This window comes from Bordetella genomosp. 5 (assembly GCF_002261315.1).
Lineage (GTDB): Bacteria > Pseudomonadota > Gammaproteobacteria > Burkholderiales > Burkholderiaceae_B > Bordetella.
In genome coordinates this window covers 525,358-537,846 of the sequence record NZ_NEVP01000001.1, presented here as the reverse complement: position 1 = coordinate 537,846, position 12,489 = coordinate 525,358, and the positions used below count along the sequence as shown (strand labels likewise).

At 69.5% G+C, this 12,489-nt stretch carries 10 protein-coding genes; 1 reads left to right on the top strand and 9 read right to left on the bottom strand.

Annotation, left to right across the window (positions count from 1 at the left end):
• Nucleotides 1-12: 12 nt before the first annotated feature.
• The 9 genes from CAL25_RS02475 to adh form a co-directional block, all read right to left on the bottom strand.
• Nucleotides 13-732, bottom strand: coding sequence for an aspartate/glutamate racemase family protein (locus CAL25_RS02475; protein WP_094798347.1), 720 nt, complete (start codon nt 730-732; stop codon nt 13-15).
• Nucleotides 732-1,736 (bottom strand): ABC transporter ATP-binding protein, encoded by a 1,005-nt coding sequence (locus CAL25_RS02470; RefSeq protein ID WP_094798346.1) that lies wholly within the window; start codon nt 1,734-1,736, stop codon nt 732-734. Before CAL25_RS02470 ends, CAL25_RS02475 begins: the two co-directional genes overlap by 1 nt.
• Complete coding sequence (locus tag CAL25_RS02465) at nt 1,733-2,764, bottom strand: ABC transporter ATP-binding protein (protein ID WP_094798720.1); 1,032 nt, start codon at nt 2,762-2,764, stop codon at nt 1,733-1,735. Before CAL25_RS02465 ends, CAL25_RS02470 begins: the two co-directional genes overlap by 4 nt.
• Nucleotides 2,765-2,775: 11 nt before the next feature.
• Nucleotides 2,776-3,672, bottom strand: coding sequence for an ABC transporter permease (locus tag CAL25_RS02460; protein ID WP_094798345.1), 897 nt, complete (start codon nt 3,670-3,672; stop codon nt 2,776-2,778).
• Between the two features lie 4 nt (nt 3,673-3,676).
• Nucleotides 3,677-4,630 (bottom strand): ABC transporter permease, encoded by a 954-nt coding sequence (locus CAL25_RS02455; RefSeq protein ID WP_094798344.1) that lies wholly within the window; start codon nt 4,628-4,630, stop codon nt 3,677-3,679.
• Between the two features lie 56 nt (nt 4,631-4,686).
• Nucleotides 4,687-6,354, bottom strand: a complete 1,668-nt coding sequence (locus tag CAL25_RS02450) for an ABC transporter substrate-binding protein (RefSeq protein WP_094798343.1) — start codon at nt 6,352-6,354, stop codon at nt 4,687-4,689.
• 355 nt (nt 6,355-6,709) lie between these two features.
• Nucleotides 6,710-7,981: a Zn-dependent hydrolase gene (locus tag CAL25_RS02445; protein ID WP_094798342.1), complete on the bottom strand. Its 1,272-nt coding sequence runs from the start codon at nt 7,979-7,981 to the stop codon at nt 6,710-6,712.
• Between the two features lie 207 nt (nt 7,982-8,188).
• Nucleotides 8,189-8,560: a DUF779 domain-containing protein gene (locus CAL25_RS02440; protein ID WP_094798341.1), complete on the bottom strand. Its 372-nt coding sequence runs from the start codon at nt 8,558-8,560 to the stop codon at nt 8,189-8,191.
• Nucleotides 8,561-8,653: 93 nt separating this feature from the next.
• Nucleotides 8,654-10,183 (bottom strand): aldehyde dehydrogenase, encoded by a 1,530-nt coding sequence (adh, locus tag CAL25_RS02435; RefSeq protein ID WP_094798340.1) that lies wholly within the window; start codon nt 10,181-10,183, stop codon nt 8,654-8,656.
• A gap of 326 nt (nt 10,184-10,509) precedes the next feature.
• On the opposite strand from adh, the gene CAL25_RS02430 reads away from it, so the two are divergent.
• A complete protein-coding gene (locus CAL25_RS02430; protein ID WP_094798339.1) occupies nt 10,510-12,459 on the top strand; it encodes a sigma-54-dependent Fis family transcriptional regulator in 1,950 nt (649 codons plus the stop codon).
• Nucleotides 12,460-12,489: the final 30 nt, after the last annotated feature.

Below are 12,489 nucleotides of genomic sequence, written 5' to 3'. Positions count from 1 at the left end.
AGCGGGTGGCGTTCAGGTCGGCGGCCAGCGCAGCAGCGTCTTGGACAGCGGCGGCGCGTACGTGCGGATCTTAGAGGTTTTCAGGCCCAGGCGGACCAGCGACTCGGCGAGCGCCACCGCGGCGCTCACGCCGTCGACGACCGGCACGCCGGTGGCGGCACGCACCTCGGCATCCAGGCCTGCCATGCCACCGCATCCCAGGCACAACACCTCGGCGCGGTCGGTCTCGACCGCGATGCGCGCCTGCGCGACGATGGCCTCGCTGGCGAGCCGCGGCGCACTCTCGAGATCGAGTACCGCCAGGCCGCTGGCGCGCACCGAGGCACAGCGGTCGTAGAGTCCGGACAGTTTCAGGCGGTCTTCGATCAGGGGCACCGCGCGATCCAGCGTCGTGATCACCGAATAGCTGCGGCCCAGCAACATCGCCATGCTGGCGGCGGCGTCGGTGATATCGACCACCGGCACCGTCAACAGCTCCTGCAGGCCCTCGCGCCCGTGCTCGCCGAAGCCGGCCTGGATCACCGCGTCGTACGGTTCGGGATAGGCGCGCACGCATTCCATCACGGCCAGCGCGGCGAGATAGCTTTCGAAGTTGCCTTCGACCGAGGGCGCGCCGAAGCTCGGCGTGAGGCCGACGATCTCGGTGCCGGGCGCGGCCACCGCGCGCGCCTGCCGCGCGATCGCCTCGGTCATCGCCGCGGTGGTATTGACGTTCACGACGAGCACTCTCATCACGCCATCTCCCGCAGGGGCTCGGTCTGATCGACGCGCCGGCAGCGCGCCTCGTGGCCCGGGCCGACCGCCACGATGCCGGGCACGGCGGCCGTGCAGGCCGGCTCGGCCAGCGCGCAGCGCGGCGCGAACGCGCAGCCCGGGGGCAGGGCGGCGAGGTCGGGCGGCGAGCCCGGTATCGTCTCGAGCCGCTCGCCCTTGCGCATCGCGCCGTGCGCGCGGCCCTTGAGCAAGGCGATCGTGTACGGATGACGCGGCGCCCGCAGAAGCTGGGCCAGCGAGCCCTGCTCGACGATGCGGCCGCCATACATGACGGCGACGCGATCCGCGATCTCGGCGGCCGCGCCGATATCGTGCGTCACGAACACGATGGCCAGCCCCATCTCGCGCTGCAGCTCGCGCAGCAGCAACAGGATCTGGATCTGCACGGTGGCGTCGAGCGCGGTGGTGGGCTCGTCGGCCAGCAGGACCTTGGGATTGCACGACAGCGCCAGCGCGATCATGGCGCGCTGGCGCATGCCGCCCGACATCTCGTGCGGATAGGCCTGCAGGCGGCGCGCCGGGCTGGGTATCCGCACCCGTTCGAACAGCGCCAGCGCGCGTGCGCGTGCCTCGGCCGCGCTCGCGCCGGTATGGCGGCGGACCATCTCCTCGATCTGCCGTCCCACCGGATACACCGGATCGAGCGCGAGCAGAGGTTCCTGGAAGATCATGGACACGATGGGCCCGCGCAGGGCCGCGAGCTCACGCTGGCCCATCGCCAGCACGTCGCGGCCTTCGACACGGATCTCGCCCTGCATGCGCGTGCGGCGCGGCGGATGCAGCCGCATCAGCGCGCGCAGCGTCACGCTCTTGCCGGAGCCCGACTCGCCGATCAGCGCGACGGCTTCACCGCGCCCGACCTGCAGGTCCACGCCGTTGAGCGCGTGCACCGTCCGCGAGCCGGCCGTGAACCGCACGTCCAGATTGCGGATGTGGACCAGGGATTCGGGAGTGCTGCTCATGCGAGGGCCTCCGATGCCGCGTAGCCGGAGCCGGGTTGATGGATCAGGCAGCGCACCGCGTGTCCGTCCGTCTGCGTGACCACGGGCGCCTGTTTCGCACAGACGGCACGGGCCTGGGCACAGCGCGTGTGAAAACGGCAACCCGAGGGCGGGTCGATCGGATTCGGCGGATCGCCCGACAGCGGCGCCACCTCGGTGCGCTGGCCCGGATCGAGCGAGGGCATGGAGCGCAGCAGCGCCTGGGTGTACGGATGGCGCGGCGCGTCGAACACCTGCTCCACCGGACCGAGCTCGACCACCTCGCCGAGATACATCACCATCACGCGATCCGAGATGTAGCGCACCACGTTCAGGTCGTGGCTGATGAACATATAGGTCAGGCCGAAGTCGGCCTTCAGGTCGAGCAGCAGGTTGAGCACCTGGGCCTCGACCGATTTGTCCAGCGCGGAGACGGCCTCGTCGAGTATCACCAGACGTGGGCGCAGCGCCAGCGCGCGCGCGATGTTCACGCGCTGACGCTGGCCGCCCGAGAGCTCGTGCGGATAGCGGCCGGCGAAGCGCGCCGGGTCCAGGCCCACCCGCGCCAGCAGGTCGCGGGCGCCGGTCATCGCGTCGCGCCGCGAGGTTCCGTGCACCAGCGGACCGAAGGCCACGGAGTCCTCGATGGTCATGCGCGGATTGAGCGACGAATAGCTGTCCTGAAACACCATCTGCGTCTGGCGCCGGAACTCGCGCAGGCTCAGGGCCCGCGTGCCCACGCCCACGCCGTCGAACACCAGCTCGCCCTGGTCCTGCAGAATGAGCTGCATCACCAGGCGCGCGGTGGTCGACTTGCCGCAGCCGGACTCGCCCACCACGCCGAGCGTCTCGCCCTTGCGGATTTCGAAGTCCACGCCGTCGACCGCACGCACGGCGTTGCCGCCCTGGCGCCGCGACAGCGGATCGCGCTTGAGCGGGAAGTGTTTGACGAGTCCTTGCGCGCGCAACAAAGGCTGGGCCGGGCCACCCAGGTCGGCATGAACAGGCATCGCGACGGCATTCATTCCTTCACCTCCATGGCGTTGCGCAGACCGTCGGACAAGAGGTTGAACGACATCGAGGTCACGAAGATCATCACGCCCGGCAGCGCCGCCACCCAGGGCTGGGTATAGATCGCGGTGCGCAGGGTGTTGAGCATGAGGCCCCATTCGGGCTCCGGCGGCCGCACGCCCAGGCCCAGGAACGACAGGCCCGATGCCAGGATCATCGATACCGAAATCAGGCTCGTGGCGTAGACGAAGATCGGGCCCAGCACGTTGGAGAGCACATGCGCGCGCACGATGGTGACCGGACCCGCGCCCGAGGCCCGGGCCGCGTCGACGTAGTCGCTGCGCCGCACCTGCGTCGTCACGCTCTCGGCCACGCGCACGATCTGCGGAATGAACACGATGGTGAGCGAGACGATGGCATTGAAGATGCCCGCGCCGAGCGTGCCTGACAGCGCGATCGCCAGCAGCACGGAAGGGAACGCGTAGAACACGTCCACCACACGCATGATGATGGTGTTGGTGAGCCCGCCGGCGTAGCCCGCCAGGATGCCGATGGCGCTGCCGATCGCGAACGCCAGGATCACCGGGATGATGCCCATGAACAGCGACAGGCGCGCGCCCAGCATCAGGCGCGACAACATGTCGCGGCCCAGCTCGTCGGCGCCCAGCGGGTAGCCCTCGGTGCCGATGGGCCGCAGGCGCCGCAGCATCGACGCCTGGAACGGATCGGCCGGCGTGATCCACGGCGCCAGCACGGCAACGATGATCAGCAGCAGGATCACGGCGCCCGCGCCGAGCGCGACCGGATCACGGCGCAGCCGCCGCAACACGTTGGACCAATAGCCCGGCGAGCGCACGACCGGCGTGGCGGCCGAAGCGGCGGGGAGCGTAACGGTGGTCGGCGTCATGGCCTCAGCTCCGTTCGATACGCGGGTCGAACAATCCTTGCAGGATGTCGACCAGCAGGTTGAGCACGACGAAGAACAGCGCCAGCACCAGGATCGTGCCCTGCAGCAGCGGCAGATCGCGCTGGAAGATCGCGGCGTTCAGCAGAAAGCCCGTGCCCGGCCAGGAGAAGACGGTCTCGATCAGGATCGAGCCGCCCAGCAGATAGCCCAGCTGCAGCCCCATCACGGCGAGCGCCGTGGGCGCGCAGTTTTTCACGACATGCAGGAACACGCCGAGGTCGGACAGCCCGCGCGCGCGCAGGCCCACGACGAACTCCTGCGACAGCGTCTCGGCCACGAGCGCGCGCACCGTGCGCGCGATGATGCCCATCGGAATCACCGACATCGTCACGGCCGGCAGGATCATGTGCCGCAGGTGCGCCCAGTCGGCGGTCCAGTCGCCCGAGGCGCCGGGCCCCGCGCCCGTGGGCGGCAGCCACATGAGCTGCGTCGAGAACACGATCACCAGCACCATGCCGAGCCAGTAGTGCGGCACGCTCACGCCGATCACCGACACCACCGACGCGATGCGGTCCATCAGCGAGTTGCGGAAGTAGCCGCCGACAAAGCCAAGAAAGCCGCCCACCAGAAAGCCCAGCAGGGTCGCCACACAGGCGAGCCGCAACGTGTTGCCGACGGCATTGAACACCTCGGTCGCGACGGGCCGCCCGGTGGCGATCGACACGCCCAGATCGCCTTGCAGCGCGCGCCAAACCCAGGCGAAAAACTGCTCGGGCAGCGGCCGATCGAAGCCGTACAGCGTCATGAGCTGGCGCTGCAGATCGGCCGACGCGTCCGGCGGCAGGATGGACACCAGCGGGTCGCCAGGCGCCAGATGGATGAGCAGGAAACAGAGCAACGCCACCCCGACCATGATGGGCAGGGCATAGACGACGCGCCGGATTACGAAACCGAGCATGGAGCATCACCCAGGTTGTCGCCGGCCGCGGCGCGCGCGGCAGGCGGGTTGACCGCTTACTGCACCGACATCGTGGCGATGTCGATGAACCAGCTCTTGGGCTGCACCACGCCCTTCACCTTGGGCGAGATCGCACGCGGACCGACGTCGTGCGCGATCCACACGAACGGCGCCTCTTCCACGACGCGCGCATGCAGCTTCGCCAGCGCGGCATCACGCTCCGCGGGCGTGAACGTGGTGCGCGCGGTGGTGATCAGCGCATCGATCTCGGCATTGCCGAAGTAGCCCCAGTTGTTGGAAACCGGCGGGAAGGTCTTGGTGCTCACGAAGCGCACCATCGCGAAGAACGGATCCATCGCGGCGTAGCTCACGTTGATCGCATCGCTGCCGTTGGCCGAGGGATCCTTGGCGCCCTTGCGCCAGTTGGTGAAGAGGGTGTTCCACTCCACGACGTCGAAGCTCACATCGAAGAAGCAGTCTTTCAGGTTCTGCTGCACGAACTCGTTCATCGGCAGCGGCTGCATCTGGCCCGAGCCGGACGCGGAGGTCTGGATCTTCACCTTGATGGGCTTGGCCTTGGAATAGCCCGCCTCGGTCATGAGCTTGCGCGCCGTGTCAGGGTCGTACTTGATGTCGAAAGTGGGATTGCCCCACCACGGATGGCCCGGCGGCACCGTGCCCTTGGGTTCGGCCATCATGCCGCCCAGCAGCTGCTTGAGCTCGCCACGGTTCACGCACAGGTTGGCGGCGTGACGCACGCGCTTGTCGAGCCAGGGCGAGCCTTCCTTGAACGACAGCTGCCACGGCCACACATGGGGCTGCTCGTTGGAGTAGATGACGAAGCCGCGCGACTTGATGGCGTCGAACGCGTCCGGCGCGGGCGCCTCGATCCAGTCGACCTGACCGGAGATGAGCGCGGCCGTACGCGCGTTCGCCTCGGGCAGCGGCAGCAGCACCACGCGATCGATCTTCGGGCGCCGCTTCTCGTCCCAGTACTTGTCGTTCTTGACCATTTCCAGCCGCTCGCGCGGCGTGAACTTGGACATCTTGAAAGGACCGGTGCCCGACGCATCGGCCGCAAACGCGGCCCAGGCCTTCTGCGAGCGCTCGGCGGCATCGGTGACACCCGCCGGCACCTCGGCCAGCTTCTTCTGCCAATGCGCGGGCGAGGCCATGTACAGATTGGTCAGGTTGATGGGCAAAAACGAATCCGGTTCCGAGGTCTTGAGCTCGACCGTCAGATCGTCGATCTTCCGCGCGGAGACCAGCGTCGGCATGCGCGACGCCGTCACGCCGACCTGGCTCGCATCGAACTGCGGCGCGCTCTTGTCGAGCACCTTGCCCACGTTCCAGACGACGGCGTCGGCGTTGAAGGGCGAGCCGTCATGGAACGTCACGCCGGGGCGCAGTTTGAATACCCACTTGGTCTTGTCCGCCGCGTCCACTTCCCAGGAGAGCGCCAGCGCGGGGATCAGCACGCTGGGCGCATCCTGCTTGGACAAATCCCATTGCGTCAGGCCGTCGTACATCGGAATGCCGGTAAAGCGATTGCCCTCGAAGCCCTGGTCGGGCTGCCCGAGCGTGCGCGGGATATCGCCGGCGGTCATGCCGATGCGCAATACCGATTCCGCGCGGGCCATGCCGGGCAGGGTCAGCGCGGCGCCGGCGGCCGTGAAGGCCAGGGCGGCGGCCAGGGTCTTGATGCGAATACTCCGTGTCTGCATTTTTGGTTCTCCGAAGTCTTGCCTAGGCAAGGCGCGATGGGATGGGGTCCAACACCAGGCACAGATCGCCCGCGAGCGACCGAAAAGCTGTGCACAGCGTTAGTACACAATCCACTCCATGCAATATCCGTGCCATTTCGCGGCACATCGCGCGGACTTCAGGGTAAATACGGGGAATTCGCAGCGATGCGAGGATCGCTTCCCCGGTGCGGGGCCGACACGGCAGCGCGCCGCCGCAAACGCCGGCGTGGATAAGCGTAGGCCTGCCGCACCAGCGCGGTGCGGCAGGCCTCATGGTGGTGCGCGACGGGAAGACGGAGCGATGCCACGCCAACGGGCGCCGGCCGCCCGGGCTTCAGTCGGCCACGCCCGCCCGTGCCAGCATGGCGTGCAGCAGCACATTGCAGCCGGCCTCGAGATGCGCGGGTTGCGCGTCTTCGATCTCGTTATGGCTGATGCCGTCTTTGCAGGGCACGAAGATCATCGCCGCGGGCGCCACGCGCGCCATGTATACGGCGTCGTGTCCCGCGCCGCTGACCACGTCCATGGCCGACAGACCGAAAGCCTGCGCGCCCTCGCGCACGGCATCGACCAACGGCGCTGCAAAGGGCTGCGGCGCGAAATAGACCACCTGCTCGATCTCGGCCGACACCCCGCCGCGACGGGCCGCCTCGGCGACGGCCGCGCGCAGCGCGGCGTCCATCGCAGTGAGCGTGGCGTCGTCCGCCGCCCGCAGGTCCACGGTGAGGCGCACGCGGCCCGGGATCACGTTGCGGGAGTTGGGAAACACATCCATCCAGCCGACCGTGCCGCGCGCGTTGGGCGCATGGGCCAGGGCGATGTCGTTGACCGCGCGCACCACGTCGGACGCCGCCAGCAGCGCGTCGCGGCGCAGCGGCATGGGCGTCGGACCCGCATGCGCCTCGACGCCGGTGAGCACCACGTCGTACCAGCGCTGGCCCAGCGCGGCGGTGACCACGCCGATGACCGTGTCGGCGTTCTCGAGCACCGGGCCCTGTTCGATGTGGGCCTCGAAATACGCGGCAACGCCATCGCGCCGCGCGGGCGGCACGGCGGTGTCGCCCGCAAAGCCGATGGCCGACAGCGCATCGCGCACGCTGACGCCTTCGCGGTCGACCTGGGACAATGCATGCTCGAGCGTGAACGCGCCGGCATAGACCCCGGAGCCCATCATCACAGGCACGAAGCGCGATCCTTCTTCGTTGGTCCAGACCACCAGCTCGATCGGGGCTTCGGTGCGCACGCCGGCGTCGTTGAGCGTGCGCAGCACCTCCAGGCCCGCGAGCACGCCGTAGTTACCGTCGAACTTGCCCCCCGTGGGCTGGGTGTCGATGTGGCTGCCGGTCATGATGGCCGGCAGGCTGTCGTCGCGCCCCGCACGACGGGCGAAGATGTTGCCGATGGCGTCCACCCGCAGTTCGCAGCCGGCATCGCGGGCCCAGGCACAGAACAGCTCGCGGCCCTGCCGGTCGAGCTCGGTCAGCGCGAGGCGGCAGACGCCGCCCTTGTCGGTGGCACCGATGCGGGCCAGGTCCATCAACGACTGCCACAGCCGCGCGCCATCCACGCGCAGGTCGGTCTGGGCTTCGGTAAGGGCAACACTCATGATCACTCCCGGGACGATGAACGAAGACCGGCGCCGCGCGCCGGTGTCCGCACATATTGGCGCGAAAGGGCGCGTCCGCCTATCCAGGGAATCGCGTAGGGGGGATGGTGCAAAACGCGGTGCGGCGCGCACCACCTTCGTGCATGCGCGGCTCGCAGCGCACCGCTGGCCGCGCGCCACTGGCCGCGCGCCGCTGGCCACGCGCCACTAGCCGCGCGTGACGGGCGCCACGTCGGCCCATTCTTCGTCCGAGTAGAGCCGCGAGCGCACCAGAAAGCGCTGGCCCTCCGCGCTGTCGAGCGAGAACGCGCCGCCGCGGCCGGGCACAGCGTCGATCAGAAGCTGCGTGTGCTCCCAGTACTCGAACTGCGCGGCGCTCATGTAGAACGGGCAGCCATCGATCTCGCCGAGCAGCACGTCGGCGCCGCCGACCATGAACTCGCCCTGTGGGTAGCACATGGGCGCGCTGCCATCGCAGCAGCCGCCCGATTGATGGAACATCAGCGGCCCGTGCTTGGCGCGCAGGGTGGCGATCAGGGCCTGCCCCGCGGGCGTGACGAGCACTCTCGGTGTAGTCATCCGACATCTCCTTCCGTCAGGGCGCCGCAGATCGTTGCGCGCGCAGCGATCTGCGGCGGTGGCGCGGCCACGACGGGCCGCGCCACGGCTTCGTCAGAAGAAGCCCAACTTCTTCGGGCTGTAGCTCACCAGCATGTTCTTGGTCTGCTGGTAATGGTCGAGCATCATCTTGTGATTCTCGCGCCCGATGCCGGACTGCTTGTAGCCGCCGAAGGCCGCATGCGCGGGGTAGGCGTGATAGCAGTTGGTCCAGACGCGGCCGGCCTTGATGGCCCGGCCCATGCGATAGCAGGTGTTGACGTCGCGCGACCACACGCCCGCGCCCAGGCCGTACAGCGTGTCGTTGGCGAGCGACAGCGCCTCGTCGGCGTCCTTGAAGGTCGTCACGGCCACCACCGGCCCGAAGATTTCCTCCTGGAACACGCGCATGCGGTTGTTGCCCTTGAACACCGTGGGCTGAACGTAATAGCCTTGGCCCAGCGCGCCGTCGAAGGTGGCGCGGGCGCCGCCGGCCAGCACCTCGGCGCCTTCCTGGCGGCCGATGTCGAGGTACGACAGGATCTTCTCGAGCTGTTCGCTCGAGGCCTGCGCGCCGATCATGGTGTCGGCGTCCAGCGGATTGCCCTGCTTGATCTGCGCCACCCGCGCCAACGCGCGCTCCATGAAGCGGTCGTAGAGCGATTCATGGATCAACGCGCGGCTCGGGCAGGTGCAGACCTCGCCCTGATTGAGCGCGAACATCACGAAGCCCTCGATGGCCTTGTCGAAGAAGTCGTCGTCGTGCGCGCCGACGTCCTCGAAGAAGATATTGGGCGACTTGCCACCCAGCTCCAGCGTCACCGGAATGATGTTCTGCGAGGCGTACTGCATGATGAGCCGGCCGGTGGTGGTCTCGCCGGTGAACGCGATCTTGGCGATGCGCTTGTTCGATGCGAGCGGCTTGCCGGCCTCGAGCCCGAAGCCCGTCACGATGTTGAGCACGCCCGGCGGCACCACCTCGGCAATCAGCTCGGCCAGCATCAGAATGCCCAGCGGCGTCTGTTCGGCGGGCTTGAGCACCACGCAGTTGCCCGCGGCCAGGGCGGGCGCGAGCTTCCACGCCGCCATCAGGATGGGGAAGTTCCACGGGATGATCTGGCCCACGACACCCAGCGGCTCGCGAAAGTGATAGGCGACCGTGTCGGCATCGATCTCCGAGAGCGATCCCTCCTGGCCACGGATCGCCGACGCGAAGTAGCGAAAGTGATCGACCGCGAGCGGAATGTCGGCCGCACGGGCCTCGCGGATGGGCTTGCCGTTGTCCCAGGTCTCGGCGGTGGCGAGCTGCTCGAGGTTGGCTTCGATCAGGTCGGCGATGCGCAGCAGCACGCGGGCACGCTCGGCGGGCGGCGTTGCGCCCCAGGCGGGCGCGGCCTTGTGCGCGGCGTCCAGCGCCATCTCGATGTCGCGCTCGCCGGAGCGGGCATGGCGCGAGAGCACCGCGCCCGTCACCGGCGTCAGGTTGTCGAAGAATTCGCCCGTGGCCGGCTCCACCCACTTACCGCCGATGAAATTGCCGTACTGCGATTTGATGTCCAGGGGCGTGCCGTAAGTATCCGGCGCGAGTCGGGTCGCGATGTCCATAGCCTTGTCTCCATTATTGTGTGCGGCGCCGCATTGCGCCGCGCCTGACAGGGTTCAAGCAAAGCCCATGCCAGATCGCCTGAAGGGCCTCGATCCGGCCCCGATCGCGACGCCGGACCGCGTCTTTACAGGGCCGGGCCGTGCATGCGAAAGTGAGGCCGTCGCTGCCGGGCACCGGCCGCCGCAGCGCGTTGTCGCAGATCGCGACAACGTCGCGCGACACGCCCGCGACGCGACAGCGCTCGCAGTACCGATTCCGCCGGCGTCGCAGAACGCCGCAACCCCAGCATGGGCCGCGCGCTCGCGCAGGTCCTCGGAGACATGCCATGGACCGCCACGCGCCTTCCGGACTCGCCACCGCCCGCCTGCTGTTCGCCGAACAGGGCGCGGTGCCTGGCGGCATCGTGGCCGAACCCATCCTGCGCTCGTGGCGCCGCTGCGCCGAGCTGGGTCACGACATGCGCCGCCTGCGCCCCCAGGAACCCCTCACGTCGCCCGAACTGCGCGCCGCCCAGGAGCGCAGCGATGCGCTGCGGCGCATGTGCCGCCCCGTGCTGGACATGCTGGCCGCGAGCGCGCCCGGACGCGACGGGCTCGTGATCCTCACCGATGCGCAGGGCCTGGTGCTCGACACGCGCGGCGACCCCGCCTTCGCGTCACGCGCCGCGCGCGTGGCGCTGATGGCTGGCGCGCGCTGGGACGAATCGATGGCCGGCACCAACGCCATCGGCACCGCGCTGGCCGAGAACCGCGCCATCGCCGTGCACGGCGGCGAGCACTTCTTCGACGCCAATCACATCCTCACGTGTTCCGCGGTGCCGGTCACCGATGCGCGCGGCCGTCTGCTCGGCGTGCTCGACCTGTCCGGGCCGGCGGGCGCCGTGCCCCACGCCCTGGCCCGCGTGCGGCAGGCAGTAGACCTCGCGGAGCACACGCTCTTCGAACACGACTATGCGCACTGCACCCTGCTGGGCCTGCATGCGGATCGCAGCCAGCTGGGCACGCCCGCCGAGGCCGTCCTGGCCTTCGACGGCGACCTGCTGACGGGCGCCAATCGCCACGCGCGTGCCGCCTTCATGCTCGACCCGGCCGCCGTCGGCGTGCTGCGCTACGGCGATCTGTTCGAAGGCAGCCCCGAGACCCCGGACACGCTGCGCCGCACGGTGTCGGGAGAATGCTGGCAGGCCCGCGTGCGCGCCCCCCTGCGCGCCGCGGCCACCGGGCAAGCGTCCGATCTCGCCGCGTGGTCGAGCGCGCCGGAGGGTGCGCTCGATGCGGGGCGGCCCGTCGAGAGCACCGCCCGGGCACTGGTCCCGCACCTCGCCCGGCAGGCGCCGCAGCGGCGCGCGCCCGCCCCGTTCCTGCCCGCCCGGCGCGAGCCCGCGGCCTGCTTCGACGAACAAAGCCGTGCCGCGCTCGCGCGTGCGGTGCGCATGCAGAACGCCGGCGTCGCCGTGTTGCTGCAAGGCGAGACCGGCACCGGCAAGGAGATGTTCGCGCGCGCCATGCACGCGCGCAGCCTGCGCGCGGACCGGCCCTTCGTGGCGGTGAATTGCGCGGCCTTGCCCGAGAGCCTGATCGAGGCCGAGCTGTTCGGCTACGAAGACGGCGCGTTCACGGGCGCCAGGCGCCACGGCAGCAAGGGGCTGCTGCGCCAGGCCGAAGGCGGTGTGCTGTTTCTCGACGAGATCGGCGATATGCCGCTGGGGCTACAGGCGCGTCTGCTGCGCGTGCTGCAGACCCGCGAAGTCGTGCCGCTGGGCGGCGCCCACGCGGTGCCGCTCGACGTGGCGCTCGTCTGCGCCACGCATCGCCGGCTTGCCGACCACGACGCCGAACCCGTACTGCGACCGGATCTGTACTTTCGCATTGCCGAGTACACGGTCACGCTGGCGCCGCTGCGCGAACGCGCCGATCGCACGAGGCTGGTACGCCAGCTCTGGCGCACGCTGGCTCCCGAGTTCAGCCTGCCCGACGATCTCGCGGCGCGGCTGGCCGCGCACGACTGGCCGGGCAACGTCCGTCAGCTCGTCTCGGTGCTGCGCACGCTGGCGGTGCTGGCGGAAGAGGGTGGCGTGGCGCGTGCCGACATGCTGCCGGCCGATCTGGGCACGCCCGCCCGCGCCGCGCCCGACACGCTCGCCGCCCTGCAGGACGATCGCATCGACGCCGTGCTGCGCCAATGCGAGGGCAACGTCGGCCAGGCCGCGCGCCGGCTGGGCCTGCACCGCAGCACGCTGTACCGCCGTCTGCAGGCGCGCCGCGGCGCCCACTGATCCCGCCGCACCATGAAAAACGGGCTGCCG

What these genes read in the sequence shown, in the direction of transcription:
- CAL25_RS02475 (WP_094798347.1), bottom strand. Translation starts at nt 732, where the DNA reads ATGAGAGTGCTCGTCGTGAACGTCAATACCACCGCGGCGATGACCGAG.
- CAL25_RS02470 (WP_094798346.1), bottom strand. Translation starts at nt 1,736, where the DNA reads ATGAGCAGCACTCCCGAATCCCTGGTCCACATCCGCAATCTGGACGTG.
- CAL25_RS02465 (WP_094798720.1), bottom strand. Translation starts at nt 2,764, where the DNA reads ATGCCTGTTCATGCCGACCTGGGTGGCCCGGCCCAGCCTTTGTTGCGC.
- CAL25_RS02460 (WP_094798345.1), bottom strand. Translation starts at nt 3,672, where the DNA reads ATGACGCCGACCACCGTTACGCTCCCCGCCGCTTCGGCCGCCACGCCG.
- CAL25_RS02455 (WP_094798344.1), bottom strand. Translation starts at nt 4,630, where the DNA reads ATGCTCGGTTTCGTAATCCGGCGCGTCGTCTATGCCCTGCCCATCATG.
- CAL25_RS02450 (WP_094798343.1), bottom strand. Translation starts at nt 6,354, where the DNA reads ATGCAGACACGGAGTATTCGCATCAAGACCCTGGCCGCCGCCCTGGCC.
- CAL25_RS02445 (WP_094798342.1), bottom strand. Translation starts at nt 7,981, where the DNA reads ATGAGTGTTGCCCTTACCGAAGCCCAGACCGACCTGCGCGTGGATGGC.
- CAL25_RS02440 (WP_094798341.1), bottom strand. Translation starts at nt 8,560, where the DNA reads ATGACTACACCGAGAGTGCTCGTCACGCCCGCGGGGCAGGCCCTGATC.
- adh (WP_094798340.1), bottom strand. Translation starts at nt 10,183, where the DNA reads ATGGACATCGCGACCCGACTCGCGCCGGATACTTACGGCACGCCCCTG.
- CAL25_RS02430 (WP_094798339.1), top strand. Translation starts at nt 10,510, where the DNA reads ATGGACCGCCACGCGCCTTCCGGACTCGCCACCGCCCGCCTGCTGTTC.